This is a genomic window from Azospirillum sp. Marseille-Q6669 (genome assembly GCF_965111635.1).
In genome coordinates this window covers 1,755,805-1,782,224 of sequence record NZ_CBCOOP010000001.1, presented here as the reverse complement: position 1 = coordinate 1,782,224, position 26,420 = coordinate 1,755,805, and the positions used below count along the sequence as shown (strand labels likewise).

The window sequence follows — 26,420 nt, the reverse complement described above, 5'->3', positions numbered from 1 at the left end:
ACCGCACCCTCCCCTCCCCCAGACGCGAGACAGAGGCACACCATGATCCTTCTCACCGGCGGCACCGGCTTTCTCGGTGGTTCCTTCTACCTCGACGCCGTCAAGAACGGGACCGCGGCGGACTGCCTGCTGCTGATCCGCGGCGCCGACGAGGCCGCCTGCCGCGCCCGTCTCGCCACCAACCTCATGCGCTGCGTCGACCGCGCCACGGCCCAGGCCTACGCCGATCTCTGCCAGATCATTCCGGGCGACCTGCAGTCGCTGGCGACCAGCGCCGACCCGCGGCTGGACGCGGTGACGCACATCGTCCACGTCGCCGCCGACACCTCCTTCGACAGCCGGCATTCGGTCTGGCAGATCAACGTCGACGGCACGCTGGCGCTGGCCGCCCGCGCCCGCCGCATGAAGCATCTCCAGCGCTTCCTGCACATCGGCACCGCCTTCTGCTGCGGCGAGACGCCGTGGCTGGAGATGGTCGAGGAGGCCCCGGCCCCCGGCCACGACACGCCGCACATCGTCGAATACACCCGCAGCAAGGCGGCGGCGGAACGAGCCCTGGCCGCCGGCTTCCCCGACCTGCCGATCGTCGTCTGCCGCCCGTCCATCGTCGTCGGCCACACTGCGATGGGCGTGCGCCCGAGCGCCAGCATCTTCTGGTTCTTCCGGCTGGTCGACCGCACCGGCGTCCTGCCCTGCTCGCCGGACGGCTTCATCGACATCGTTCCGGTGGACTGGGCCTCGGCCCGGCTGCACGACCTGCTGCGCAAGCCCGAGTTGAAGCACAACCTCTACCACCTCTCCGCCGGCCTCGGCAGCCGGACGACCTGGAGCGACTTCCAGGCCGCCTTCGCCGCCCACGGCCATGAGGGCACCCGCCCCTACAGCTTCTTTGACCCGAAGGGTCCGGAAGGCTGGAAGCCCTTCGACCGTGCCTTCCGGCTGGCCTTCCCGCAGCGCGACATCCTGCACCGGACGATGATGGCGGGCGGGCGCAAGTACCACCGCTTCACCGCGCAGGACATCGCCTTCGACAACAGCCGCCTGCTCGCCGAGGGCTTCACCCCGCCGCCGCGCTTCGCCGACTACATCGGCGTCTGCCTGACGAACCCCGGCACGACCATCGCCGAGCAGTTCGTGGACGACGCCGCCAGCTTCGAGTTCGACGAGTCGCTGGCCACCGCTACCGCCGCCGCCTGAAGTCACCCCGGAAGGACGCCATGCCGCTCCTCATCCCCACCCGCGTCGCCTCCAGCCCGATCCACGGGCTGGGGCTCTTCGCCGAGGAGGCGGTCGCCGCCGGCGCCCCGGTGTGGGCGTTCGACGCCCGCATCGACCGCCTGCTGGCGCCCGACGACGCCGTGCTGGCCGAGTTTCCCCAGGTCGCCCGGCTGCTCGACTTCCACGGCTGCGTGATCGAAGGGGTCGGCGTCCTTCTGCCGGGGGACGACGCCCGGTTCCTCAACCACGCCGACGGTCCATCCATCGGGCGGGCCGATCCCGGCGACTGGCGGCGCTTCGTCGCTTGCCGCGACATCGCCGCCGGGGAGGAGATCACCTGCAACTATGAGGACATCTGCGCCGACGTGCGAGAGGCCGGGGCGGCGCTCTATCTGACCGGGGCTGGGGCCGAGGGATGACCACGCCCGCGGCGCGTCCTCCCCTGCGGACCAGCTTCGTCGAGCCGGCCGCCCTGACGCCGGAGCGCCGGGCGGCGATGTTCGCCCTGCTCAGCGTCTGGTTCGAAGGCTACGGCGAGGACTACTTCAACGAGGAGCTGGAAGACCTCGACCACTGCGTGCTGCAGGAGGACGCCGGGACCGGGGAACTGGTCGGCTTCGCCACCGTCTACCGGCAGGCGACGGAGATCGACGGCACTGCCGTCGGCGTCTTCCACACCGCCCATTGCATCCTGGAGCGCCGCTTCTGGGGGTCGAACGAGCTGGTGCGCTCGATGGTCGCCGAGATGGTCGCCCGCGCCCGCGCCGACCGCTCGGGACGGCTGTGGTACTGGAGCTACAGCGCAGTCGGCTACCGCTCCTACCGCTACATGCCGATGCTGTTCGTCCGCCACACGCCGCATCCGGACCAGCCCGCCGACGCCCTCGACCGGGCGTTCCGCGACCACATCGGACGGGAGTGCTTCGCCCAGTACTACGACGCCGAGACCGGCACCGTGGACTGGCAGTGGCAGGGCTACGGCCTGACCGAGGAGGCCCGCGCCATCAGCGAGGCCAAGCTGGACAGCCCGGCGGTCGCCCAGTTCCGCCGTATCAACCCGCGCTGGGCCGACAGCGTGGAAGTCCTCTGCCTCGCCCGGCTGCAGGACGACAACCTCACCGCCTTCGGCCGCCGCTGGTTTCCTAACAACCCTCTCCCCTCTGGGGAGAGGGTGGCCCGAAGGGCCGGTGAGGGGGTTGTGCGCAGCGGAACGCTCGGCACAAGCGCAACCCCCTCACCCTAACCCTCTCCCCAGAGGGGAGAGGGGACAACACGACACCATTTCCGCAAGCCTCGACCCTGGAATGACGACGCCCATGAACACCTTGTCCCTTCGCGCCGCCGCTCTCGCCGGCACCGCCTTCGCCGCCCTGACGTCGGCTCCGGCCCTGGCCGAGCCGAGCTTCGATCTGATCCTCGGCGGCGACGCCTATTTCCAGGGCGCCTACATCCGCCAGCAGCAGGACGAGGGCCTGCGCTCGCGCGAGTTCGCCAACCGCTACCGTCTGGTCGTCACCCCGACGGCCACCGCCGACAACGGCCTGACCTACGGCGCGCGGCTGCGCATCGTGGCGGGCAACGGCGACCCGACCGTCTCGACCCGCAACATCGAGAACGACCGCGCCTTCCTCTTCGCCAACGGCGCCTTCGGCACGATCCAGGCCGGCGTCATCAACGGCCTGTCGGACGAGTACGGGATGATCGGCCCGAACGTCGAGGGCGTGGCCGGCAGCCCGGACAGCAACGGCATCCTGTTCCTGAACGGCTCCTCGACCTTCGGCGCCCTGCCGCTGGCCGCCACCAGCCTGCGCACGCTGATCGCCTACGACACCGGGACCAAGTTCGTCTACATCACGCCGAGCTTCGGCGGCCTGTCGGCGGCGGTGTCCTACATGCCGCGCAGCGGCGACTCCAACAGCTCGGTCAACCGCCGCACGACCGACGCACTGGGCGACCTGCTGTCCTTCCGCGACGTGGTCGAGGCCGGCGCCGCCTTCCAGACCGCGGTCGGCGACTTCAGCATCGAGGGCAGCGCCTTCTACGCGACCGGCAAGGCGGTGCGCCAGACCGATGGCGTCGTCAGCCAGTCCTTCGAGGACCTGAACTCCGTCCATGTCGGGGCCAACGTCGGCTATGGGCCGGTGAAGGTCGGCGCCAGCTACGCCTACAGCGGCGACAGCGGCTACGCCGAGGGCCTCGCCCAGACGCGGGCGCAGCAGAACTGGATCTTCGGCGCGCAGTACAGCGCCGGGCCGCTGCTGTTCGCCGCCAACTACCTGCGGGCGCTGGGCAACGACAGCGCGACCATGTCCACGCCGAGCAAGGCGGACATCTGGCAGGGCGGCGTCACCTGGACCGTCGCCCCCGGCTTCACCGCCGGGCTGGAGTACGACTACGTTCAATCCACCTTGCAGGCGGCCCGCCCCGACGGTGGCGACCTGAAGGACCGCGCGCACATCGTGATGCTCGACACCCGTCTGGCGTTCTGACAACGGGAACCGCTGCGGCCCCTGTTCCTGACAGGGCCGCAGCGTTTTCGCGGGGTTGGCCCCCGCTTAAATCGTTTGTTGGCACCACGGAGCGCGTTCTACCCTGAGCACCCGAACCAACGTCAAAAGGGTGCGCCGGTGTTCGCGTTTCATCTCGCCTTTCCCATCAGGGACATCGAGGAAACCCGCCGTTTCTACGTCGATGTCCTGGGCTGCCGCGAAGGGCGTTCCACCGAGCGGTGGATCGATTTCGACTTCTTCGGCAACCAGATCTCCGCCCATCGCTCGTCCGAGCCGCGCTCGACCGAGACCAGCATGGTCGACGGCAAGGCGGTGCCCCTGCACCATTTCGGGGCGGTGCTGCCGCGCCCGGAGTGGGACGCGCTGAGGGCGCGGCTGGAGGCCGCCGGCGCGACCTTCCTTCTGGAGCCGCAGATCCGCTACCCCGGCAAGCCGTCGGAGCAGGGGACCTTCTTCGTCCTCGATCCCTCCGGAAACGGGCTGGAGTTCAAGAGCTTCACCAACGACTCCGGCATGTTCGCCCAGGTCGAGGCGACCTGATTGCCAAAGGTCGAGGCGACCTGACGTACTGGAGGACAGTCTACACCGGCGGAGCGGCGTCCGGGGCCGGCGGAGCGGCGGTCTGGACCGGCGGGGCCGGCGGGGCCGCCGGCACGTCGTCGCTGCCCTCGCTGCGATCGCGGTAGAGGGCGGCGCGGGCGAGCAGCATCAGCGTGATCGGTGTGGTCACGAGCATGGAGACCGCGATCAGAATCTCGTGCAGCACCAGTCGCGACTGCAGCACGGTGAAGCACAGCATCGAGGCCAGCAGCACGAAGCCGATGCCCATGCTGGTGCCCAGCGTCGGGGCGTGGACGCGCTCGTAGAAGCTGCGCAGCCGCACGAACCCGATGGACCCGATCAGCGCCAGCCCGGAGCCGAGCAACAGGAACAGCGCCACCGGGATCGCCGCCCAGACCGGCAGATCGGCCAGATGAGTCATTCGATCACCTCTCCGCGCATGAGGAACTTGGCCAGCGCCGCCGTCGCCACGAAGCCGAGCAGCGCGATGATCAGCGCCGCCTCGAAATAGAGCGTGCTGCCGGTGCGGATGCCGAAGGTCAGCAGCAGCATCGTGGCGTTGACGTAGAGCGTGTCGAGCCCCAGCACCCGGTCCTGCGCCCGCGGCCCGCGCAGCACGCGGAAGGTCGCGCAGGCCATCGCGGCGACCAGCATGATCTGCGCCAGAAAGATCGACCAGAGCAGCAGCGTGGCGGTCATTCGAAGATCTCCATCAGGCGCTTCTCGTACCGTCCCTTGATGGTGTCGATCCAAGTGCTCTCGTCGACCAGATCGAGGATGTGGAGCAGGATCGTGTTGTTCGCGGAGTTGTACTCCACCCAGATCGTCCCCGGCGTTCCGGTGATGATGCAGGCCAGCGTCGCCAGACCGTAGGGCGCGCGCATGTCCAACGGGATGTGGAGGAAGCCGGACACCCGCTCCGTCTTCCGCGGGTTGAGGATGATCTTGACGACTGCGAGGTTGGAGCGGGCGATGTCGGCGATCACCAGCGCGGCCAGCGTGAAGGCGGCGCGCGGCCGCTTCAGCCGCCCGCCCGGCGGGTCGAGCGCCGCGAATCCCCAAACCGCAACGGTCGCCAGGATGCCGCCCATCAGGATGGAGCCCAGCGCCACGCTCTCGGTCAGCAGCAGCCACATCGCCACGAGCGCGGCGGTCAACAGCGGATAGGGCAACCAGCGCTTCATGGCGCAACCCCCTTGCCGGTTCCCGGCGCCGCGGTTGTCATCACTCCCTGGACGTAGCGTTCCGGCCCGTGAAGGGAGCGGGCGGTGTCCTCCATGTAGCGCATCACCGGCCCGGCCTGGACGGTCAGCGCCACGCAGAGCGCCAGCAGCATCATGACCGGCGCGAGTTCGACGAGGCGCACGCGCGGCAGGTCGCCGGCGGGCGACGCCCAGAAGACGTCGATGCCGGTGCGGCTCATCGCGACCACCGTCGCCAGGCCGGACAGGATCAGCGCGGCCATCAGCGCCCAAGTGGTGAAGGGAAGCCCCTCCGCCCCCTGCGCCAGCATCGGCGCCAGGATGGCGAACTTGGCGAGGAAGCCGGACAGCGGCGGCAAGCCGGCGAGCAGCAGCGCGCAGGCCATGAAGGCAATGCCGAGGATCGCCATGATCGCCGGGATCGACACGCCGATGGCGTCGTCGTCGTCCGACTCCTCGTCCTCGCCCTCGCCGAAGGCCTCGCGCGTCACCGCCAGCACGTCGGCGCCGACCATGCGGCCGCGCTCGACCAACTCGATCAGCAGGAACAGCCCGGCGATCGCCAGGACGGAGCTGGTCATGTAGAACAGGGCGCCGCCGGTCACCGCCACCTGCCCGGCGCCGACGGCGGCCAGCAGTGTGCCGGAGGACACCAGCACGCTCGCGCCGGCCAGCCGCGCCAGATTCTGCGTCGCCAGCACCGCGATGGAGCCGAAGGCAATGGTCAGGACGCCGCCGATCAGCAGCCAGTGCCCGCCGAACCCCGCCGAGGTCCCGGCGCTGTCGCCGAAGACCAGCAGCCAGATCCGGATGATGGCGTAGATGCCGACCTTGCTGAGGATCGAGATGATCGCGGCCGATGGCGCGCCGACCGTGGTGTAGGTGTTCGGCAGCCAGAAGCCGAGCGGCCACATGCCCGCCTTGATGAGGAAGGCGACGCCGAGGATCGCCGCCCCGGCCTCCAGCAGGCCGCGGTCCTCCGGCGCCACCGCGGCGATGCGGACGGCCAGCTCCGCCATGTTCAGCGTGCCGGACACGCCGTAGATCATGCTCACCCCGATCAGGAAGAGCAGGGACGCTGCCAGGTTGATGGCGATGTAGTGCAGCCCGGCGCGGACGCGGGCGAGGCCGGAGCCGTGCAGCGCCAGCCCGTAGGAGGCGGCCAGCATGATCTCGAAGAAGACGAAGAGGTTGAACAGATCGCCGGTCAGGAAGGCGCCGTTCAGACCCATCAGTTGGAACTGGAACAGCGAATGGAAATGGGCGCCTGCCTTCTGCCAGCGCGCCAGCGCGAAGACCAGGGCGGACAGCCCCAGGATGCCGGTCAGCACCAGCATCATCGCCGACAGCCGGTCGAGCACCAGGACGATGCCGAACAGCGACGGCCAGTCGCCCAGCCGGTAGACGCGCACGGTGGCGTCCGCCCCGGTGGCGGTGTGGTCCGTCAGATAGAGCAGCAGCACCGCCAGCGCCAGCAGCGCCGACGCCGACGCCACGCCGAGGGTGGCCTTCAGCGCCCGCCGCCGCTCGTCGATCAGCATCAGCAGGGCGCCGACCAGCAGCGGGATGATGATTGGCGCGATCACCAGATGATTCATCCAAGCGCTCATTGCCCACCCGTTCACCGGGACTTCTCCTTGCCGTCCACATGGTCGGTTCCCGTCAGGCCCCGCGCGGCGAGGAGCAGGACGAGGAACAGCGCCGTCGTCGCGAAGCTGATGACGATGGCCGTGAGGACCAGGGCCTGCGGCACCGGGTCGGCGTGGGTGGCGAGGCTGCCGGCCATGCCGCGCTCCAGCACCGGGGCCGCCCCCGTGCGCAGGCCGCCGGTCGAGAAAATGAAGAGGTTGACGGCATAGGAGAGCAGCGACAGGCCGATGATGACCTGGAAGGTGCGGGGACGCAGCAGCAGCCAGACGCCGGAGCCCGTCAGCACCCCGATCCCGAGGGCGAGGATAAGTTCCATCAGTCGTCTCCGGTTGCGGCGGTCGGGGCGGTGGTCGGGACCGGAGCGGACGCGGGCGGCGCGCTCACTGCCGCGGCGCGCGGCGCGGCGGCGCGATGGCCGCGGACCGACTGGCGGGCCAGCGCGATCAGGGTCAGCATGGTGGCGCCGATGACCAGCGCGAACACGCCGATGTCGAACAGCAGCGCGCTGGCCGTCGGAATCTCCCCGATGAGCGGCAGGTCCGCGTAGGCGAAATAGGTGGTCAGGAAGGGCCGGCCGAACAGCAGGGCGCCCAGGCCCGTGCCGGCGGCCAGCAGGAGCCCGAGGCCCATCCAGCGCAGCGGCAGCACGCGCAGCCGCGCCTCCACCCACTGCGTGCCGCCCAGCATGTATTGCAGGATCATCGCGATCGAGCCCATCAGCCCCGCGGCGAAGCCACCGCCGGGCAGGTCGTGGCCGCGCAGCAGCAGGAACAGTGCGACCATGCCCACCACCGGGAACAGCAGGCGCGCGATCACCGACGGGATCAGCAGCCAGTCGGCCACCGTGTCGCCTTCCCGCCGCTCCGGCCGGGCGATGTCGTAGGCGCTCTGGTCGCGCTGCTGCTCCGGCACGTCCACGCTGTCGGGGGCCGGGCGGAAGCGGCGCAGCAGCGCGTAGGCGGTCAGCGCCACCACGCCCAGCACGGCGATCTCGCCCAGCGTGTCGAATCCGCGGAAGTCGACCAGGATCACGTTGACGACGTTGGTGCCGCCGCCCTCGGTGTAGGCGCGCTCCAGGAAATGCTGCGCCAGGATTTCCGGCGGGAAGCGGGTCATCACGCCGAAGGCCAGCCCGGCCATGCCGAGCCCGGCGGTGATGGCGATGGCGAGGTCGCGCAGGCGGCGGCCCGTCCGCATCACTTCCGACGTGCCGGTGCCGGGAAGCCGCTTGGGCAGCCAGCGCAGGCCGAGCAGCAGCAGGATCGTGGTGACGATCTCGACCAGCAGCTGGGTCAGAGCGAGGTCGGGGGCTGAGAACCAGACGAAGGTGACGCAGGTGACCAGACCGGTGCCGCCGAGCAGGATCAGCGCGGCGAGGCGGTGGAACTTGGCCTGCCACGCCGCTCCCAGCGCGCAGGCCGCACCGATCGCCCAGATCAGGGCGAGCACGGGGTCGATGCCCTGCGGCACCAGATTGCCGGGGCCGAGCCCGCGCCGGTAGACCGCCCAGCCCGCGGCCAGGATGGCGACGCAGACGACCAGACGCAGCTGGGGCTGCAGGCGCCGGGTGCCCAGCAGGCCTTCCAGCGTCCGGGCGAGGCGCCAGGACAGGAAGACCATGCTCCGCTCGAACATGCGGCGGCCTTCCAGGCGGCTGATGAAGGGCGGACCCTCGATGTTGTTCCGGAACAGCGGCTGCAGCAGGAAGTAGAGCGTCACGCCGGCCGCCAGGGCGAGCAGGCTCATCACCAGCGGCGTGTTGAAGCCGTGCCAGACCGCCAGACTGTATTCCGGGGTCGCGGCGCCGAGCGCGGCGTGGGCCGCCATGTTCAGGTACGGCCCCACGGTGGCCGCGGGCAGCAGCCCGATGATGATGCAGGCCAGCGCCAGGATCTCGACGGGCAGCCGCATCCAGGCCGGCGGCTCGTGCGGCAGGTGCGGCAGGTCCACCGGGTCGGGGCCGAAGAAGGCGCCGTGGATGAAGCGCAGCGAGTAGGCCACGGCGAAGGCGCTCGCCACCATCGCGGCGAAGGGCAGGATGTCGAGGAGGAAGGTCACGGACCCCTGGGCCGTCAGCGTCTCGGCGAAGAACATCTCCTTCGAGATGAAGCCGTTCATCAGCGGCACGCCCGCCATGGCCGCCGCCGCCACCATCGCCAGCCGCGTCGTGAAGGGCATGAAGCGGTTCAGGCCGGACAGGCGCCGGAGATCGCGGGTTCCCGTCTCATGGTCGATGATGCCGGCGGCCATGAACAGCGACGCCTTGAAGGCGGCGTGGTTGAGGATGTGGAAGATCGCCGCGACCATGGCGAGTTCGCTGTTGAGCCCGAGCAGCAGCGTGATCAGCCCGAGATGGCTGATGGTCGAATAGGCCAGAAGTCCTTTCAGGTCGTTCTGGAAGATCGCCACATAGGCCCCGATCAGCAGGGTGGCCAGACCGGCGCTGCCGACGATCCAGAACCACGCCTCCGTTCCCGCCAGCACCGGCCACAGCCGGGCCATCAGGAAGACGCCGGCCTTCACCAGGGTCGCCGAATGCAGATAGGCCGAGACGGGGGTGGGCGCCGCCATGGCGTGCGGCAGCCAGAAATGGAACGGGAACTGCGCGCTCTTGGTCAGGGCGCCCATCAGGATCAGGACGAGCGCCGGCAGGTAGAGCGCATGCCCGCGGATCTTGTCGCCCGAGGCCAGAACGACGTCGAGGTTGTAGCTGCCGACGATGTGGCCGAGCAACAGCACCCCCGCGAACAGGCACAGCCCGCCCGTCGCCGTGATGGTCAGCGCCATGCGCGCGCCGTCGCGCGCCGCCGCCGTGTGGTGCCAATAGCCGATCAGCAGGAAGGAGAAGAGGCTGGTCAGCTCCCAGAAGAAGGCGAGCTGGATCAGGTTGCCGGAGAGCACCACCCCCGTCATCGACCCCATGAAGGCCAGCAGGAACGCGAAGAAGCGCGGGACCGGGTCGTCGGCCGACATGTAATAGCGCGCGTAGAGCACGACGAGCGCGCCGACCCCGAACACCAGCCCGGCGAACAGCCAGGCGAAGCCGTCCATCCGCAATGTGAGGTCGAGGCCGAGCGACGGCATCCAGGCCATCGAATGGCGGATCACCCCGCCCGCCGCCACCGTCGGGTAGGCCGCCCACACCAGACCCAGCCCGATGATCGCGATCGCACCGGCCAGCCACGCCGCGGTGTTGCGCGCGTGCGTCGGCAGCATCCCGGCGACGATCGCGCCAACAAACGGAAGGCCGGTGGCGGCCAGGAGCAACAGGGCGTCGGACATGGTCTGTGACAAAGGGGGTCTCGGGCAATCGGAGGGGCCAAAATGCTGAGAGCTGGCGGCTTTACGAATATAGGAAGGATGGAGGTCCCTCGCCGCGCCGGCCGGACGTCGTCAGGTCAGAAATCGTCGTCGTCAAGCTCCCGTTCGGCGTTGGGGGGAAGCGCCTGACGGACGAGCTGCACCACCGCGTCGGGCGTCTCCGCCTGACGCAGCTTGCGCAGGGATTGCGGATCGCGCAGGGCCTGGCAGATCTCGCCCATGACGGGGAGCAGGCCCTTGCGGGTCGCGGTCGGCCAGAGGACGAGGAAGAACAGGTCCACCGGCTCGTCGTCGCGGGCCTCGAAATCGATGGGTTTGCGGAGCCGCGCGAACAGCACCAGCGGGCTCTCGGTCCCACGCAGCTCCGTATGGGGAAGCGCCACACCCTTGCCCAGCGCCGTGGAGCCGATGTGCTCCCGCGCCTGCAGGGCCTTGAGAATCTCCTCCTTGGAGGCCGTGATGCGGCTGGACGCCTCGGTGGCGAGAAGGTCGAGCAGGGTTTCCTTGTTGGCCGGCCCTGCATCGAGAATGACGTTGTGTGCGGACAAGAGGTCCGAGATGTTCATTCCTGTCTCCATGGGTGGCAAACCTTCCGTCTCCTGTCCCGACCGTCCGCGGTCCGTGCCGGGATGGCCGTGAACCAACAGACTTCCAATCAAATTCAGCACGCCTTGTCCACGACGCCAATCGCCGCCGGGACCGGTGGCCGCCCCACCCCACGGACACGCAGCGCCGGCAGGGCCCGCGCTTCGCAACACACCTCGTTCCTTTCCCACCCTTGCCGCAGGCTCCACACCCATTTTGGGAATGGAATCGCGCCCCGCAAGTGGCGGGGGTGCCATCCATCTACGTCTTGGCCGCGGCTGTAATCCCACAATCCGTGCTGCGGGGGCGAAAAAGCGGATGGGCGGGCCAAGACGATGCCGCCTGGAGGGCCGATCCGGGAAAGACACGGAAGCCTGAAAATTATCAAGGGCTTACGCCCATGGGGGACGCCCCGCCCTTCCCCGCGCCATGGGGAAAGGGCGGGGCGGTGCCGTCCCGTCCTTAGGCGAGCATCCGCACCGGCTCGCCGGCGTGCCAGGCGAGGATGTCGTCCAGCGCGTCGCGGTAGAAGACGTCGTAGTTCTCGCGTGTGACATAGCCCAGATGCGGCGTCAGCACCGTGTTCGGTGCCTCCAGCCAGGGGCTGTCCACCGGCAGCGGCTCCACCGGGAAGACGTCCAGACCGGCGCCCGCGATGCGGTGTTCGTGCAGGGCTGCCAGCAGGGCGTCCCCATCCACCAGACCGGCGCGCGACGTGTTCACGAAGAAGGCCGAGGGCTTCATCGCGTCGATGTCGTCCGCCCCGACCACGCCGCGCGTCCGCTCGCCCAGCACCAGATGGACGCTGACGATGTCGGAGGTGGCAAACAGGTCGCGCTTGTCCAGCCGGGCGACGCCGGCCGCCGCCGCACGCTCGTCGGTCAGGTTGGGGCTCCAGGCCGCGACCTCCATCCCGAAAGCCTGACCGACCCGCGCCACCTGGGTGCCCAGCTTGCCCAGCCCGACGAGGCCGAGGCGCTTGCCGGCCAGCCCCTGCGTCAGGCCGGCCTGCCAGCGCCCGGCGCGCAGGCCGCGCTCCTCCTGCGGGATGCGCTTGACCAGCGCCAGGATCAGGCCCCAGGTCAGCTCCGCCGTCGGGGTGCCGACCATGCCGGTCCCGCAGACGGTGATGCCGCGGGCCTTGCAGGCCTCAAGGTCGATGGCGTTGTTGCGCCCGCCCGTGGTGACGAGAAGCCGCAGGTTCGGCAGCGCATCGATCAGCGACGCGGGGAACGGCGTGCGTTCCCGCATGATCACCAAGACGCTGTAGGGGGCGAGCGTGCCCGCCACCTCCTCCGCCGGGATCGGCCGTTCGAAGACCGTCAGCGCGCTGCCGTTGGGCAGGCGATGCCATTCCGCCAGATCGCGCGCGACGTTCTGGTAATCGTCGAGGATGGCGATCTTCATCACGGCTTCGCGAAATAGGGCGCCAGATTGGCCCGGATGCGCTCCACCGCCGGAGTCACCTCCGTGGGAACCTGGAAGGTCTGACCGGTGATGGTCTCGAACGCCTCGATGTAGATGCGGGCGGCCTCAAGCACGACCTCCGCCGGGATTTCCGGGATGGCGTCCTTGTAGGGGTCGCAGCGCTGGGTCACCCAGCTCCGCACGAAGTCCTTGTCGAAGCTCTCCGGGCGCTGCCCGGCCTCGTACCGCTCCGGATAGCTGGCGGCGAACCAGTAGCGGCTGCTGTCCGGCGTGTGGATCTCGTCGGCCAGGATGATGTTGCCGGCCTCGTCGAAGCCGAACTCGTACTTGGTGTCCACCAGGATCAGGCCACGCGCCGCCGCGATCTCGCGCCCGCGGGCGAACAGGGCCAGCGCCTTTTCCGTCACCTCGTCCCACTGCGCCTGGGTCAGCAGCCCGCGCTCCACGATCTGGGCGGCGGTCAGCTCCTCGTCATGGCCGGCGTCGAACGCCTTGGTGGTCGGGGTGATGATCGTTTCCGGCAGCTTCTGATTCTCGCGCAGCCCGTCGGGGAAGACGTGGCCGTACATCTCCCGCCGGCCCTTCTTGTACATCGTCCACAACGAGGTGCCGGTGGTGCCGGCCAGATAGTCGCGGACCACGATCTCCACCGGCATGATGGTCAGCCGCTTGGCGACCACGACGTTGGGGTCCGGGTATTCCAGGACGTGGTTCGGGCAGAGGTCCTTGGTAGCCTCGAACCAGTAGCGGGCGATCTGGGTCAGCACCTGCCCCTTGAAGGGGATGGCGGTCAGGATGATGTCGAAGGCCGACAGCCGGTCGGTGGCGATGATGACGCGCCGCCCGTCGGGAAGGTCGTAATTCTCGCGCACCTTGCCCCGGTAGTGGTTGGGCAGCTCGGGAATGGCGGCGTCCTTGACGACGTTGGACAGATGCGGAGCAAGCTGAGCGGTATCGACCATGATTCCAGATCCGGCAAAAGGGAGGCGCATGATAGCGCAATCGCCGCGCGGGGCCAGCGCGGTTATAGTCCCGAATCCGGGGAATGGGGACATCCAATGCGGGAAATGGGAGAGATTCAACTCTGTTATGCCGACCTGCGCGGGCTGGCGCACCGGCTGGAGGCGTTCCGCGCCCTGCTCTCCCCCGACGAGGCGGCGCGGGCCGCCCGTTTCGCGACGGAGGAGCTGCGCACCCGTTGCGCGCTGCGGCGCGGGCTGCTGCGCCATCTGCTCGGGCGGGTGATGGGCCGCGACCCGGCGAGTCTGGTCTTCGCCTACGGGCCGATGGGCAAGCCCTCCCTTCCCGGCGGCCCGGCCTTCAACCTCGCCGACTGCAAGGATCACGTGCTGATCGCCATCGCCCCCGCCACGGCGCGCAGCGCGACGGTGGAACTGGGCGTCGACATCGAACGGCTGCGGTCCGTGGCGGACGCCGCCGGAATCGCCGAGCGCTTCTTCGCGCCGGAGGAGCGCGCCGCCTTCGCCGCCCTGCCCGAGGCGCTGCGGGACGAGGCGTTCCTGAACGGCTGGACCCGCAAGGAGGCCTTCATCAAGGCGACCGGCCAGGGGCTGTCCACGCCGCTCGACCGCTTCGCGGTGGAGCTGACGCCGGGCCGCCCCGCCCGCCTGCTCAGCCTGGACGGCGCGCTGGAGGCCGGACGTGCCACGGACTGGTCGCTGTTCGACCTGCGCCCGGCGCCGGGGCTGGTCGGCGCGCTGGCGGTGCGCGGCGACGGCTGGCGCCCCGTGTTTCGCCCGCTTGACGAGGCGTTCAGCGCTTGACGATTTCCCAGGCGATGCGCGCCGGCTCCTCGCCCAGCTCCGCGGAGCCGATGACGATTTCGCCGCGCGGCGGCAGCGGCAACGGTTCGCCGGCCTTCAGCCGCCGCGGCTCCGCCACCCCCGGCACGGCGATCTGGGTGCCGTTGCGGCTGAGATCCTCCACCACGAAGACGCCATCCTGGCGCGACACCGCGGCGTGCCGGCGCGAGGCCGAGGCGATGTCCAGGACGAACTGGCATTGCGACGAGCGCCCGATGACGAGCTGGGTCCCGTCCTCCGGAATCGCCCGCGTCTGGCCGCGCCAGAACAACACCAGCCGCTCCGCCGCCACCTTCGGGACGTCGATCAGAATCGTCTCCTGGGTCGCCCGCGTCACGGCGGCGACCGCCGGAGCGGCCAGCAAGGGGATGCCGAGCGACCGTTCGCCGTCCGGAATCGCGGCGATCTTGGCGATCAGCCCCTCGGCCAGCGCGCGGGGGATACCGGCGGCGCGCAGGCGACGGCCCAGGCCGCTGCGCACGTCGTCCGTGCTGACGCCGGGGGCGACCAGCTCGCGGGCCGAGGTGATGCTCTCGAACTCGGTGGCGACCTGCCGGATCAGGACGCTGAGCTTGTTGCGCCCGAAGGGGCTGGTGGCGAGGTCCAGCAGATAGCCGATGCGCTGGGCCGGCGCCGGCAGGCGGGTGGCCAGACGCTGCACCGCCATGTCGAAGGACGCGTCCTGCCCGCCGGAACTCCACACCGATTTGGCGCGCCGGGTCAGCGCCTCCGCCATGCCGGCGCCGCCCAGGAAGCCGTCGAAGTTGGTCAGCCGGTTGACGATGACGCCGAAGGCCTTGCCCTCCGCGGCGGTGCCGGTGCGGGTCAGCGGGGTCAGGCCGGCCAGACCGCCCTGGATGCGGCGCAGCAGCGCTTTGCGCGTCTCGTCGAAGCCGCCACCGCCCAGCGCGTTGGACAGGGCCAGCAGTTCGTCGGTGTGGGGCAGCCGGTCGTCGAGGTCGCCGTGCACCGCCGCGATCAGGCTATGCAGCGCCGCCCCCAGGTCGGGCGCGTAGCCGATCAGCGCGCGCACCGGCTCCCGCCCGTCCACCGTTTCCGCCAGCATCTGGTCGAGCAGGCGGCGGTTCGCCTCCTCCTCCCCGTCCTCGCGGTGGAAGCGCAGCAGCGCCTTGACCTTGCCGGGCCAGTCGCGGCAGGGCTCCAGCACCGCGGCGAAGGCGTGGGTGACCAGCCGGTCGCGCTCCTCCGGCGGGCGCTCCGCCGCCGCCGCCAGCAGGCCGCCCACCCCGCCGCAGGCCAGCGCCGCGTCGAAGGGCGCCAGCGTGTCCGACGCCTGCGCCATCTCCTTCAGCCGGGTGAACATCCGCAGGAGCTGGTCGTGGCGGTCGAACGGCTTCACGCCCAGCAAGGGCGCCTGAAGGGTGGCGAGCCGGCTGACCGCCGGGTTGAACAGCAGCGCTTCCCGCTCGAAATAGCGCAGCGGGTAATAGCGGTGGAGTTGCTCGGCCGGGATCACCGCCTGATCGTCCCAATAGCCGCGCAGCAGGCGCAGCAGCAGCATCCGGCTGTCGTAGGAGAAGAGCTGGAGCGCGTCGGTGCAGAGGCTGGCGGGTCCGACGTCGATCTCGTCGATGGTGGAGATGGTGGTCGGCTTCCCGCCGCCGGCGCTGGACTTCTGGAAGATGACCTCTTCCTTGCCCGCCTGATTTACCTTCAAAATCCGGACAACCGGAAATTTCGCAAGACGAAGCAAATACGCCGCGCGTTCCCGGGCCGTGGCCTCGTCGGGAAAGACCCCGTCGATGTTGGGTTTTCCGCCTTGGTCGACGACCACTTCGAACGTGAGGCTGCGGCGCCGTGACATCATGGGCTTTTCAGCTCTTTCCCCAGAGGCGTGGCGTCTTTTGAGGACTTCATCGTACGGTAAGCGGATTTTCCGCGCAGCAAGATTCCTGGGCCGCCCCCGGCCCGACCAACGATTGGCGCGGATGCGGGGCGGCGCGTTGCGCTAGACTGCCCGCCATGCGGATTCCGACCTTCTCCATCCTGCTCCTGCTGGCCTGCGTCACCGCGGTGTCGGCCTGCGCGTCCCCCTATGGCGCCACCGGTCCGGACGACCGGGCGGCGATCGCCCGCAACGGCTTTTCCACCGATGACGTCGGCTACGTGCTGTTCGATCCGGAAGGCGGCGCGGTCCTGGCGGAGCGGCAGCCGGCCAAGCCCTTCGCCCCGGCCTCGGTCGCCAAGCTGCCGGCGATGGCCGCCGCCCTGGCGGTGCTGGGGCCGGAGCACCGGTTCGAGACCACGCTGCACGTCACGGGGTGGCTGGGAGACGGCGTGCTCGACGGCGACTTGATCCTGAAGGGCGGCGGCGACCCGTCGCTGTCCAGCGAAGGGCTGACGGAGCTGCTGCGCGACCTCGGCGCGCTGGGCGTCACGCGGGTGACCGGGCGCTTCCTCTACGACACCTCCGCCCTGCCCGAGATGCCGGAGATCGACGCCGGCCAGCCCTGGACCGCCGGCTACAACACCGGGGTCGGGGCGCTCTCGCTCAACTTCAACCGCTTCCGCTTCGACTGGGCGCGCCCCGCCGCCGCCGGGCAGCCGGTGCGGGTCAGCGCGTGGTCGGTGTCCGACGCCGGGCGCGTGCCGCTGGACAGCGTGACGGTGCAGTTGGGTACAGGGGCCGGGGCCGCCTTCACCCCGCTCGTCGCCGCGGACAGGCAGCCGGCCAATGGCGAACCGGAGGGCGAGCGCTGGCGCTTCGCCCCGCAGCCGGGCATGGCGGCCAGCCTGTGGCTTCCGGTCACCCGCCCCGGTCTGGCGGCGGCCCACGTCTTCCGACGGCTGGCCGCGGAGGCGGGGATCGCCCTGCCCGCCCCGGCCCCCGGCGCGGTGCCGCCGACCGCCACGCTCGCCGCCCTGCACCGCAGCGAGCCGCTGGAGGTTCTGGCCCGGCAGGTCCTGCGCTACTCCAACAACCTGTCGGCGGAGCTGATCGGGCTGGCCGCCGCCCGGCGGCTCGATCCGGCGGTGCAGACGCTGCCGGAGTCGGCGGCGGTGCTGACCGCGCCGGTCATGCTGGCAGCCCCGCGCACCGACTGGACGGGGTTACGTCTGCTCAATCATTCGGGCCTCAGCAGCGCGTCGCGGATCACCCCGGCCCAGACCATGGCGCTGATCCGCGGCGCCGGTCCGGCGGTGCTCGCCCTTCTCCCCGGCGAGGACGAGGGTAAAGTCCTGCCCCCCGGCGTGCGCGCCAAATCGGGCACGCTGGCCTACGCCAAGGCGCTGGCCGGAACGTTGACCACGGCGAGCGGGCGCACGCTCGGCTTCGCCTTCTTCGTCACCGACGAGCCGCAGCGCGCCGCCATGGACCGGACGATGGACCGCCGCATTGCCGAGATCCCCCCGGAGGCCCGCGCCTGGCTGGCCCGCGCCCGCAAGCTCCAGGCCGACCTTCTGGAGTTGTGGATCGCCGGCTTGTGAGAGCCACCGATTGCAGGAGCCCTTGACCACAACGCTTGGCGAAGGGCGACGGTCGGTTGTACACTGCGACCGAATGTCCCACCGAGGTTCTGGATGCCGATCAGCCCGCGCGCACGCCGACTCCAGCAGGGTTCCGACACACCGGACATCGCGGCCAACCGCTACCACGACCGGCAATTGGGCGCAGAGGTGGTCAACATCGTGGTCGGCGGCTGCGTGGTCAGCGACGACCCGAACGTCGTCATCACCACCACGCTGGGCTCCTGCATCGCCGCCTGCCTGTTCGATCCCGTCGCAGCGATCGGCGGGATGAACCACTTCCTGCTGCCCGACCACAACGGCGACCGGCTGTCCATCTCCTCGCGCTACGGCAGTGCGGCGATGGAGCAGCTCATCAACCGGCTGCTGGCGGCGACGGGGCGGCGCGACCGGCTGCGCGCCAAGATCTTCGGCGGGGCCAGCGTGAACGGCGCCCCGCGCAGCGCCGGCATCGGCCAGCGCAACGTCGAATTCGTCATGGAGTATCTGGCGGCCGAAGGCATCCCGACGATGAGCTGGGACGTCGGCGGCACGACGGCCCGCGCGGTGCGCTTCTACCCCACCTCGGGCCGCACCCAGCGCCGCCTGATCGGGGAGGAGACGGTGCGGGACATCGCGCGGTCCGAGACCTCCTTCATGGACCGGCTGCGCAAGACCGGGATCGATGGCGACGTGGAACTGTTCTGATCCCCATGCTCCATGGATTGTCCCGCCTGTTGCCCGCCATCGCGGACCAGAATCTCGACGAGGCCGCCGTCTACCGGCGGGAGTCGCTGTACGAGCGTCCACGCTACGAGGGCGCCAGCGGCCTGGTCCCCGCCGCCGGCCCCCTGCTCTGCCCGCTCTGCGGACGGAAGGCGGCACGCTTCCTGCCCTTCGGCCTGGGGGGACGGCGCAACGCCCGCTGCCCGGACTGCGGGTCGCTGGAGCGCCACCGCTTCCTGTGGAGCTTCCTGGCGGAGCGGACGGACGTGCTGCGCCGGTCGCTGCGCATCCTGCACACCGCCCCGGAACCCTGCCTGGAACCGCTGCTGCGGGCGCGGCACGGCCGGCGCTACGTCACGCTGGACCGCTTCAACCCGGCCGCCGACGTGCAGGCCGACCTGACCGACCTGCCCTTCCCGGACGGCCGTTTCGACCTCGTGCTGTCCAGCCACGTGCTGGAGCATGTCCCCAACGACCGCGCCGCACTGCGCGAGATCGCCCGCGTCCTGAAGCCCTCGGGCCGCGCTATCCTGCTGTTCCCCTACGACCCCAAGGGGCCGACGCGGGAGGACCCGGCGATGGACACGCCCGCCAAGCGGCTGGCCGCCTTCGGCCATCCCTATCACTACCGGATTTATGGTACGGATACCCCCCAGCGCATGGCCGAGGCCGGGCTGGACGCCACGCTCGTCGCCTCCACGGCAATGCTGAGCGCGCACCGCCGGCGGCGGCGGCGCATCAACCGCAACCACCTGTTCCTGGCGCGCCCGCGCGCCGCGGCGGGCCGGGCGTCCGGGGAGGGGTCATGAACCGCAGCATCCGCATCGCCACCTTCAACTTGGAAAGCCTGGACGACACCGGCGACCTGTCCTTCGAGGAGCGCGCCGCCGTGCTGCGTCCGCAGTTGGAGCGGCTGGACGCCGACATCCTGTGCCTTCAGGAGGTCAACGGCCAGCGCGACGCGAAGGGGGAGCCGCGGACCCTGCGCGCTCTGAACCGGCTGCTGGAGGGCGGCCCCTACGCCGCTTTCCACCGGACCTCCGGCAGCGAGGGGACCAAGCTGGCCGACCGCCACAACCTCGTGCTGGTGAGCCGCTGGCCGATCCTGGCGGCGCGGCAATATCGGCACGATCTGGTGCCCTCCCCGCAGGTCCGCATGGTCACCGCCGACCCGGCCCAGCCCGGCGGCGACGCCGTGACCTGGGACCGCCCGGTGCTGCACGGCGAGATCGAGCTGCCCGGCGGGCGGCGGCTGCACGTCTTCAACCTGCATCTGCGCGCGCCGATCGCCGCGCCGGTGCCGGGGCAGAAGAAGAACGCCTCCACCTGGAAGAGCGTCGGCGGCTGGGCGGAGGGCTTCTACCTCGCCTCGATCAAGCGGGCCGGGCAGGCGCTGGAGGCCCGGCTGGCGGTGGAGCGGGTGTTCGACGCCGACCCGCAGGCGCTGATCCTGGTGGCCGGCGACCTCAACGCCGAGATCGAGCAGACCCCCGTCCGCATCATCCGCGCCGACCTGGACGAGACCGGCAACGGCCATCTTGCGGGGCGGTCGCTGGTGCCGCTGGAACGCTCCGTCCCGGAGGAGCGGCGCTTCACCGTGCTGCACGGCGGCGACGCGGTGATGCTCGACCATTTGCTGGTGTCGCGCGCCCTGCTGGGCTGGTTCCGCTCCGCCGAAATCCACAACGAGGCGCTGGGCGACGAGCTGGTCGCCCACGCCACGGTCAGCCATTCCCCGGAAAGCTACCACGCGCCCCTGGTCGCCCGCTTCGAGCTGCCCGATCAGGCGGTGACGGAGACGATGGCGCCCGGCGAACCGGCGCCGTAGGACCCCGCGGCACGGGGAACGGCGGCCGGGGTGGTTCCCGCCGGACCGGCGCCCGTCGCGGGCGGCGTTCCGCTGGACGGGGCGCCGCTCGACGGGATGGCGCCGTATCCTGATCCGACGCTCCGCCCGGCGCCGCCCGGTGTGGCGGAACCGCCGGATGCCGCGGTCCCCTTGCCGGTGTCGTGGCCTTCCGCCGCCGCATCGGTCGCGACGCCGAGGCGGCTGGCGGTGCGGCGGTATTCCTCCACCACCTGTTGCGCCGGGATCTGGTTCTGGGTTTCGCCGGAGGAGCGGTCGCGGAAATAGATGACGGCCAGCCGGGCGCCCTGGTCGTAACGCAGGACCGGGCTGATGTAGCCGCCGGCCACCACCACCGGATCGGACGGAGACGCAGCCGAAGCGGATTGGTCCGCAGCGCTGGAGGCGGTTTGGGAAGTCGGTGCCGCGGCATCAGCCACGGATTGCGGCGTCGGGACCGCCGATGCCGGAGTCGGCCGGTTCGCCTGGATGCCGGAAACGCTTCGGATGTCCATGGCTGGCCGCCTTTCCCCTGCGGGCCCGGCCCCGGACCAGCCGGGCGGGCCCCGATTGGACGACGCGCGATCAGACCGTGATGTTGAGGTTCTGTCCGCGGGTCGGGGTGGTGTTGCCGCCCGACGCCAGGGCCTGCTGGCTCTGCTGCGCCTGCTGATCCTGGGCCTGCTGACGGCGATCCTCTTCGGCCTTCTGGGCCTGCTGGTTCGCGTCGGTTCCCCGTGTCTGCTGCAGGGCCGCCGGCCCGCTGCTTAACGGTGTCGTGAAAGGCTGCTGCTGATAGCCCCCTATGCCGCTGACGCCCATGACACGCACTCCTCGCTGTCCGCACTCCCACCCAAGTAGAGTAGGCAAAAATTGCCGCGCGTTCAAGTGGGACTCGCGGCCTACCCCTCGCAAGACACGCGAAAGCCGTCGATGCGCTCGCTTTGCGCGAGGACTCGCCCGAGACCGCTTCTTTTGTTTGCGGGACGTCGGGGCCGGCGGGTCAGGCCGGTTCCGGTTCCAGGAAGGCGCCCTCGCGAATCGCGAAATCGAAGCGCCCGCCGTCCAGCGCCGTCACGTCGTAGGTCAGCGCGCGGTCGACGCTGTTGTCGGCGTTGAAGGTCAGCACGCGCGGCCGCAGAGTCGCCAGCTCCGTCGGCTGGCAATACCAGGACGCGGCGATGATGACCTCGTCCCCCGGCTGGCAGCTCCGCGCCGCCGAGCCATTGAGCACGCAGCAGCGCGAGCCGCGCTCGCCGTAGATCACGTAGGTGCTGATCCGCGCGCCGGAATTCTTGTTCCAGATCTCCACGAACTCCAGCGGGTAGATCCCGACCGCCTCGCAATGCTCCGGATCGAGGGTGATCGACCCCTGATAGTTCAGGTTGGCGTCGGTGACGCGCAGGCAGTGCAGCTTCGCTCGGACAACCTTGATCATGATCCCCTCTGGTCGGTGCGGCTGGACGGCGGCGGTTGATCGGCGGCTTTTGATCAGGCGGCCGGGGATGTTTGTAACCGCAACTGCGAAAACAGCAAGCGTTCCGGCACCCACAGTATGACCGGCGTCATACCGCCACCTTGGGCTGAGGCTTTTGCCTTTGGTGGTATTTCCATCCCGGGTGCGATGCGGCATGTTCTGCGCCGGTTTCAAGCTCCCCGGCGTCACCCAATAATGGAATCCAAGGTCCGGCTGCGCGTATCGGACCCGGCAACCGGCATAGGCCGACAACCGAATCAGGAAGGTGTGCGCCCGCGATGGCTGCGACGGCATCCGCGACACGGTACGTGATCTTTTCCGTCTCCGGCAGGACCCTGGCCCTGCCGGGGAAACCCGGGCGCGGTTCCCGGCCGCTGCCCCGGCTCGACCGACCGCCGGCGGCGCCCGCCGTGGTCGCCGGCCTGTTCCGCTACCAGGGCCGCGCCGTCCCGGTCCTGCGGCTCGACCTGCTGTTCGGCTTCGACGCCGCGCCGCCGGAGCTGTACGCCCCGCTGTTCCTGACCGAATGGGACGGCCGTCCGCTCGCTCTGCTGGCCGAGCGGGTGTTCAACATCCTGCCGATCCCCGACGCGGAGCGGATGGCGGCCGACCCCGCCCTGACCTTCAACGGCTGCGCCGTGGCGACCATCCCCCACGGCGGCCCCCACGGCGGCCCCCATGATGGCGGAACGGCCACCGTGATCGACCCGTCCCGCCTGCTGACCGAGGCGGAGGGCCGGCTGCTCGCCGCCTTCCAGGCCATGGCCGACGAGCGTCTGGCCCGGCTCGCCGCCCCCGATTCCGAGACCGGCGCGGAGGTCCGATGAACCGCATCGACGCCATCCTGCGCGACCCGGTCTTTCCCCGGATCAAGGCCGCCGTCATCGGGGCGACCGGGCTCGCCTACTACGCCGACAAGGACGCCGCCCTGGCGGAGCGCATCAACCGCCGCCTGTCGGATAAGCCGACCCTCGGCCTCGCCGCCTATCTGGCGCAGCTCGCCGCGGAGGGGCCGACCGGGCCGGAGTATCAGGCGCTCATCAACGAGCTGACGGTCGGCGAGACCTTCTTCTTCCGCTACGCCGAGCAGTTCGAGGCGCTGTGCGCCGTCGCCATCCCGGAATGCCTGCGCCGCAACCGGGAAAGCCGTCTGCTGCGCATCTGGAGCGCCGGCTGCTCGATCGGGCCGGAGGCCTACACCCTGGAAATCCTGCTGAAGCGGCATTTCGCCGACCAGCTGCGCGACTGGCAGGTCAGCATCGTCGGCACCGACCTGAACGCCAGCTTCATCGAGACGGCGCGGCGCGGCGTCTACGGGAACTGGGCGGTGCGCGGGCTCGACCCGGCCGTCCTGGCGGAATGCTTCGACCGGCAGGGCGACCTGTGGGCGGTCAAGCCGCGCTTCCGCGAATGGACGAGCTTCTCGGTCTTCAACCTGGTGGACGGGCCGCTGCCCAACTACCCGCGGGGCCTGGGCGCGCTGGACGTCGTGCTGTGCCGCAACGTCATGATCTATTTCGACGAGCCGACGCGCACCCGGCTGCTGGAGAACCTGCACGAGGTGCTGGTTCCCAACGGCTGGCTGGTGGTCGGCCATGCCGAGACGGGGCAGCAGGTCAACAGCCTGTTCACCCCCGTGCCGGTTCCCGGCGCCACGATCTACCGCAAGCCGCGCCCCGGCAGCGTCCCCGTGGCGGCGGCGCTGCCCGCCTACACGCCATCCATCGCCGTCGAGTCGTCCCCACCCGTCGAATCGAGGCCCGCCGAACCAAAAGCCGCGGAGCCGAAACCGGCGAGGAAACGCAGCACGGCGACGGATTCCGTGGCGCGGCTGCGCGCCACTGCGGCGAAGCCGGCGCCTGCCCCCCTGCCCACCCCGCAGCCGCCGGCGGGATCCCCGGCCGGCAATCCCGCCGTGGCCGACGGCGACCGGGCGGCGGCGCTGGACGCCTGCATCGCCCTGGCCGAGCGCAACCGCCTCGACCCCGTGGTCCATTTCCGGCTGGGCCTGCTGGAGGAGGAGCTGGGCGTCGGCGACCCGATCGCCGCCTTCAAGCGGGCGCTCTATCTGGATTCCGACTTCGCGCTGGCCGACTACCATCTGGCGCTGGCCTATTGGCGGCGCGGCAAGCTGGCCCCGGCGCAGCGCCATTTCCGCAACGCCCGTGCCACCGTCGCCGCCCACGACGCGACGGAACTGGTGGCCGAGGGCGGCGGCCTGACCGTGGCCGAGCTGCGGAGCATGATCGACCTCTGGTTCTCGGGTGAGGAGCCGTGATGGACGACCGGACCGGAACCGGAGAGGCGGCCGAAGTGAAAGACGCCATCGATTGGGCCGCTGTCCGCGCGCGCCTGGCCCTTCAAGGCCGGGAGGCGGAAGCCGCCGCGGCGCCGGGCGGCGCCTGGGCCGACGCGCTGCTGTTGCGCCGCGCCGAGGATCTGGCGCGCGCCCCCTCCTCCATCGAGACCGACGCCGCAGCGGAAGCGGAAGCGCCGGTTACCCTGCTGGCCGGGCGCGGCGCGGACGGGTCCTACGGGCTGGACCTGCGCCACCTGTCCCGTATCGTGCCGCTGCCGCGGGTGGCGCGGGTACCCCACGCACCGCCGGAGTTGCTGGGGCTGATCGCCATCGACGGGCGGGTGATGCGCCTGTTCGACGTGGACCGGCTGTGCGGACGCAACGCCGTTCCCGCCGGCGGCGGCTTCGCCGTCGTGCTGCGCGGCGGCGAGCGGCCGGTGGCGCTGCGCCTACGCACCGTGGACACGGTGATGGAGCTGGATGGAACCGACCTGAAGGCCCCGCCGGAAGCCGGGACCTTCGTCACCGCCATCACCCGGAGCCGCATCGCCGTGCTGGACGTGCCGGCGATCCTGGAGACGCTGAGGAGCATGAAAGAAGAATGAAACTGAAGGTCAAGCACAAGCTGATGCTCAGCTTCGGGGTCGTCTGCCTGCTGACCGGGCTGCTGGCGGCGTTCCAGATGATGCGGTTCGCGGACGGCATGAAGGTCATGATGGGCATCGCCACCTACGACATCCAGGTGTCGGAGGCGGTGCGCGAGATCGAGGTGACCGAGAGCAACCTGCGCAGTTACCGCGAGGCGGCGACCCACGCCGCGGCGCTGGCCCAGATCCAGGGCAGCGTGCCGGACATCACGCAGCTGCGCCAGCGCTATCGTGACGGTTCGGCGGTGATGTTCGAGCAGATCAGCAAGCTCAAGCGGATCGCCGGCGAGCGGGCCGAGGACGGCACCACGGAGGACCGCCGCCGCATCTGGGGCGAGCTGGTCGCCCAGATCAACAGCTTCGACCAGCATTCGCGTCGCATGCTGGAGGAAGCCAACACGCTGATGGAGCGGGTGGCCGCCGGGACCGAACCGGAGGCGCTGGCGCGTCTGACGCGGGTGGAGGAGATGCGGGTGGCCATGGCGGACCAGCTCGCCAGCCTGCACAGCGACATCAGCCGCCTGTCGGAGGCCGGGCGCCAGAACATCCGCGCCCTCTATGACGACGCGGTGCGCTCCTCGATCCTGGCGCTGATCATTGTGGTGGCCCTGGCCGTCGCCATCGCCATCCTGATCGGCAGCTCGGTCACCAAGCGGCTCGGCACCGCCATCGGCTACGTCACCCAGGTGGGCAAGGGCGACCTGACCAAGACGGTGGTCGTGCCCGGCGACGACGAGCTGGCCGAACTGGGCACCCACCTCAACGAGATGACCGGCAACCTGCGCAGCATGGCCAGGACCACCCGCGCCACGGCCGAGAGCATGCACGCCGCGACCGCGCAGATCCGCGCCTCCACCCAGCAGCAGGCGGCCAGCGTCGCCCAGCAGCTCGCCGCCGTGGAGGAGACGACGGCGACGCTCAGCGAGATCACCGAATCCGGCGCGCAGATCAACCGCCGCGCCCAGGACGTGGCGCAGAACGCCCAGGTCGCCGCGTCCAACTCCGAGACCGGCCTGAAGGCGGTGGAGGACACCAACCAGGCGATGGACGCCATCCGCGAGCAGGCGGAGGCGGTCGCCGAGAACATCGTCATCCTGTCGGAGCGCACCCAGGCGATCGGCGAGATCATCCTGACCGTCAACGACATCGCCGAGCGCTGCCACCTGCTGGCCCTGAACGCCGCCATCGAGGCCGCCGCCGCCGGTGAGCACGGCCGGACCTTCGCCGTCGTGGCGAGCGAGATCAAGAGCCTCGCCGACCAGTCGAAGGAGGCCACCGCCCAGGTCCGTTCCAACCTCAGCGAGATCCAGCACGGCATCAACGCCTCGGTCATGCTGACGGAGGAGGCGGTGAAGCGCGTCGGCGCCGGCAAGCGCCAGACCGACGCCACCCAGTCGACCATCCGCGACCTCGCCGAGAGCGTGCAGGAGAGCGTGCTCGCCTTCCAGCAGATCGTCGCCGGGACCAACCAGCAGCAGATCGGCCTGGAGCAGGTGATCCAGGCGCTCCAGAACATCCGCGAGGCGAGCAGCCAGACCGCCGCCGGCACCCGCCAGCTCGAAGGGGCCGCCACCAACCTCAACGATCTCGGCCAGGGTCTGGTCGAGGCCGTGCGGAACTACCGCGTGTGACCATGGCGACGGCACGCGGCGGCGAGGG

The 26,420-nt window shown here is 70.3% G+C and carries 26 protein-coding genes and 1 pseudogene; 14 read left to right on the top strand and 13 right to left on the bottom strand.

What is annotated here, in order from left to right:
- Nucleotides 1-42: 42 nt before the first annotated feature.
- The 5 genes from ACWPXE_RS07890 (at nucleotide 43) to ACWPXE_RS07870 (ending at nucleotide 4,268) form a co-directional block, all read left to right on the top strand.
- The gene (locus ACWPXE_RS07890; protein WP_454017365.1) at nucleotides 43-1,197 is read left to right on the top strand and encodes an SDR family oxidoreductase; all 1,155 of its coding nucleotides are present in this window, start codon (nucleotides 43-45) and stop codon (nucleotides 1,195-1,197) included.
- Nucleotides 1,198-1,217: 20 nt separating this feature from the next.
- Nucleotides 1,218-1,637, top strand: a complete 420-nt coding sequence (locus tag ACWPXE_RS07885; RefSeq protein WP_454017364.1) for an SET domain-containing protein — start codon at nucleotides 1,218-1,220, stop codon at nucleotides 1,635-1,637.
- Nucleotides 1,634-2,461 (top strand): hypothetical protein, encoded by an 828-nt coding sequence (locus ACWPXE_RS07880; RefSeq protein WP_454017363.1) that lies wholly within the window; start codon nucleotides 1,634-1,636, stop codon nucleotides 2,459-2,461. Before ACWPXE_RS07885 ends, ACWPXE_RS07880 begins: the two co-directional genes overlap by 4 nt.
- 73 nt (nucleotides 2,462-2,534) lie before the next feature.
- A complete protein-coding gene (locus ACWPXE_RS07875) occupies nucleotides 2,535-3,707 on the top strand; it encodes a porin (protein ID WP_454017362.1) in 1,173 nt (390 codons plus the stop codon).
- Nucleotides 3,708-3,845: 138 nt separating this feature from the next.
- Complete coding sequence (locus ACWPXE_RS07870) at nucleotides 3,846-4,268, top strand: VOC family protein (protein WP_454017361.1); 423 nt, start codon at nucleotides 3,846-3,848, stop codon at nucleotides 4,266-4,268.
- A gap of 40 nt (nucleotides 4,269-4,308) precedes the next feature.
- Here ACWPXE_RS07870 and mnhG read toward each other — a convergent pair whose 3' ends face one another.
- The 9 genes from mnhG to ACWPXE_RS07825 form a co-directional block, all read right to left on the bottom strand.
- A complete protein-coding gene (gene mnhG, locus ACWPXE_RS07865; RefSeq protein ID WP_454017360.1) occupies nucleotides 4,309-4,710 on the bottom strand; it encodes a monovalent cation/H(+) antiporter subunit G in 402 nt (133 codons plus the stop codon).
- The gene (locus tag ACWPXE_RS07860) at nucleotides 4,707-4,988 is read right to left on the bottom strand and encodes a K+/H+ antiporter subunit F (protein ID WP_174441421.1); all 282 of its coding nucleotides are present in this window, start codon (nucleotides 4,986-4,988) and stop codon (nucleotides 4,707-4,709) included. Before ACWPXE_RS07860 ends, mnhG begins: the two co-directional genes overlap by 4 nt.
- Complete coding sequence (locus ACWPXE_RS07855; RefSeq protein ID WP_454017359.1) at nucleotides 4,985-5,473, bottom strand: Na+/H+ antiporter subunit E; 489 nt, start codon at nucleotides 5,471-5,473, stop codon at nucleotides 4,985-4,987. The genes ACWPXE_RS07860 and ACWPXE_RS07855 overlap by 4 nt, the downstream gene beginning before the upstream one ends.
- A complete protein-coding gene (locus ACWPXE_RS07850; protein ID WP_454017358.1) occupies nucleotides 5,470-7,089 on the bottom strand; it encodes a monovalent cation/H+ antiporter subunit D in 1,620 nt (539 codons plus the stop codon). The genes ACWPXE_RS07855 and ACWPXE_RS07850 overlap by 4 nt, the downstream gene beginning before the upstream one ends.
- 23 nt (nucleotides 7,090-7,112) lie before the next feature.
- Complete coding sequence (locus ACWPXE_RS07845) at nucleotides 7,113-7,457, bottom strand: Na+/H+ antiporter subunit C (RefSeq protein WP_014197933.1); 345 nt, start codon at nucleotides 7,455-7,457, stop codon at nucleotides 7,113-7,115.
- The gene (locus ACWPXE_RS07840) at nucleotides 7,457-10,423 is read right to left on the bottom strand and encodes a monovalent cation/H+ antiporter subunit A (RefSeq protein ID WP_454017357.1); all 2,967 of its coding nucleotides are present in this window, start codon (nucleotides 10,421-10,423) and stop codon (nucleotides 7,457-7,459) included. Before ACWPXE_RS07840 ends, ACWPXE_RS07845 begins: the two co-directional genes overlap by 1 nt.
- Nucleotides 10,424-10,539: 116 nt before the next feature.
- Nucleotides 10,540-11,028 carry a PTS sugar transporter subunit IIA gene (locus ACWPXE_RS07835; RefSeq protein ID WP_454017356.1) on the bottom strand — a complete coding sequence of 163 codons (489 nt, stop codon included), beginning with the start codon at nucleotides 11,026-11,028 and terminating at the stop codon, nucleotides 10,540-10,542.
- Nucleotides 11,029-11,509: 481 nt separating this feature from the next.
- Complete coding sequence (locus ACWPXE_RS07830) at nucleotides 11,510-12,454, bottom strand: D-2-hydroxyacid dehydrogenase family protein (protein WP_454017355.1); 945 nt, start codon at nucleotides 12,452-12,454, stop codon at nucleotides 11,510-11,512.
- The gene (locus ACWPXE_RS07825) at nucleotides 12,454-13,437 is read right to left on the bottom strand and encodes a phosphoribosylaminoimidazolesuccinocarboxamide synthase (protein ID WP_014197936.1); all 984 of its coding nucleotides are present in this window, start codon (nucleotides 13,435-13,437) and stop codon (nucleotides 12,454-12,456) included. Before ACWPXE_RS07825 ends, ACWPXE_RS07830 begins: the two co-directional genes overlap by 1 nt.
- 105 nt (nucleotides 13,438-13,542) lie before the next feature.
- Here ACWPXE_RS07825 and ACWPXE_RS07820 point away from each other — a divergent pair, with 105 nt between their 5' ends.
- Nucleotides 13,543-14,259: a 4'-phosphopantetheinyl transferase family protein gene (locus tag ACWPXE_RS07820; RefSeq protein WP_454017354.1), complete on the top strand. Its 717-nt coding sequence runs from the start codon at nucleotides 13,543-13,545 to the stop codon at nucleotides 14,257-14,259.
- On the opposite strand, the gene ACWPXE_RS07815 is transcribed toward ACWPXE_RS07820, so the two are convergent.
- Nucleotides 14,249-15,976, bottom strand: coding sequence for an FHA domain-containing protein (locus tag ACWPXE_RS07815; RefSeq protein WP_454017353.1), 1,728 nt, complete (start codon nucleotides 15,974-15,976; stop codon nucleotides 14,249-14,251). The genes ACWPXE_RS07820 and ACWPXE_RS07815 overlap by 11 nt on opposite strands.
- A gap of 305 nt (nucleotides 15,977-16,281) precedes the next feature.
- On the opposite strand from ACWPXE_RS07815, the gene dacB reads away from it, so the two are divergent.
- From dacB to ACWPXE_RS07795, 4 genes are all read left to right on the top strand, one after another.
- On the top strand, nucleotides 16,282-17,748 hold the full coding sequence (dacB, locus tag ACWPXE_RS07810) for a D-alanyl-D-alanine carboxypeptidase/D-alanyl-D-alanine endopeptidase (RefSeq protein WP_454017352.1): 1,467 nt from the start codon (nucleotides 16,282-16,284) through the stop codon (nucleotides 17,746-17,748).
- Between the two features lie 93 nt (nucleotides 17,749-17,841).
- Nucleotides 17,842-18,474 (top strand): chemotaxis protein, encoded by a 633-nt coding sequence (locus ACWPXE_RS07805; protein ID WP_454017351.1) that lies wholly within the window; start codon nucleotides 17,842-17,844, stop codon nucleotides 18,472-18,474.
- A gap of 29 nt (nucleotides 18,475-18,503) precedes the next feature.
- Complete coding sequence (locus tag ACWPXE_RS07800; RefSeq protein ID WP_454017350.1) at nucleotides 18,504-19,301, top strand: class I SAM-dependent methyltransferase; 798 nt, start codon at nucleotides 18,504-18,506, stop codon at nucleotides 19,299-19,301.
- Nucleotides 19,298-20,320: an endonuclease/exonuclease/phosphatase family protein gene (locus ACWPXE_RS07795; protein WP_454017349.1), complete on the top strand. Its 1,023-nt coding sequence runs from the start codon at nucleotides 19,298-19,300 to the stop codon at nucleotides 20,318-20,320. The genes ACWPXE_RS07800 and ACWPXE_RS07795 overlap by 4 nt, the downstream gene beginning before the upstream one ends.
- Here ACWPXE_RS07795 and ACWPXE_RS07790 read toward each other — a convergent pair.
- The 3 genes and pseudogenes from ACWPXE_RS07790 to panD all read right to left on the bottom strand — a co-directional run.
- Nucleotides 20,275-20,853, bottom strand: a complete 579-nt coding sequence (locus ACWPXE_RS07790) for a hypothetical protein (protein WP_454017348.1) — start codon at nucleotides 20,851-20,853, stop codon at nucleotides 20,275-20,277. The genes ACWPXE_RS07795 and ACWPXE_RS07790 overlap by 46 nt on opposite strands.
- A gap of 70 nt (nucleotides 20,854-20,923) precedes the next feature.
- On the bottom strand, nucleotides 20,924-21,160 hold the full coding sequence (locus ACWPXE_RS07785) for a hypothetical protein (protein WP_454017347.1): 237 nt from the start codon (nucleotides 21,158-21,160) through the stop codon (nucleotides 20,924-20,926).
- A gap of 217 nt (nucleotides 21,161-21,377) precedes the next feature.
- Nucleotides 21,378-21,776 (bottom strand): annotated as a pseudogene (panD, locus tag ACWPXE_RS07780) (aspartate 1-decarboxylase); the annotation flags it as partial.
- Between the two features lie 347 nt (nucleotides 21,777-22,123).
- Here panD and ACWPXE_RS07775 point away from each other — a divergent pair.
- From ACWPXE_RS07775 to ACWPXE_RS07760, 4 genes are read left to right on the top strand one after another with little or no spacing between them, the layout of a single operon-like run.
- Nucleotides 22,124-22,642, top strand: a complete 519-nt coding sequence (locus ACWPXE_RS07775) for a chemotaxis protein CheW (protein WP_454017346.1) — start codon at nucleotides 22,124-22,126, stop codon at nucleotides 22,640-22,642.
- A complete protein-coding gene (locus ACWPXE_RS07770; protein WP_454017345.1) occupies nucleotides 22,639-24,093 on the top strand; it encodes a CheR family methyltransferase in 1,455 nt (484 codons plus the stop codon). Before ACWPXE_RS07775 ends, ACWPXE_RS07770 begins: the two co-directional genes overlap by 4 nt.
- Complete coding sequence (locus tag ACWPXE_RS07765) at nucleotides 24,093-24,719, top strand: chemotaxis protein CheW (RefSeq protein ID WP_454017344.1); 627 nt, start codon at nucleotides 24,093-24,095, stop codon at nucleotides 24,717-24,719. The genes ACWPXE_RS07770 and ACWPXE_RS07765 overlap by 1 nt, the downstream gene beginning before the upstream one ends.
- Complete coding sequence (locus ACWPXE_RS07760) at nucleotides 24,716-26,392, top strand: methyl-accepting chemotaxis protein (RefSeq protein ID WP_454017343.1); 1,677 nt, start codon at nucleotides 24,716-24,718, stop codon at nucleotides 26,390-26,392. Before ACWPXE_RS07765 ends, ACWPXE_RS07760 begins: the two co-directional genes overlap by 4 nt.
- Nucleotides 26,393-26,420 lie beyond the last annotated feature (28 nt).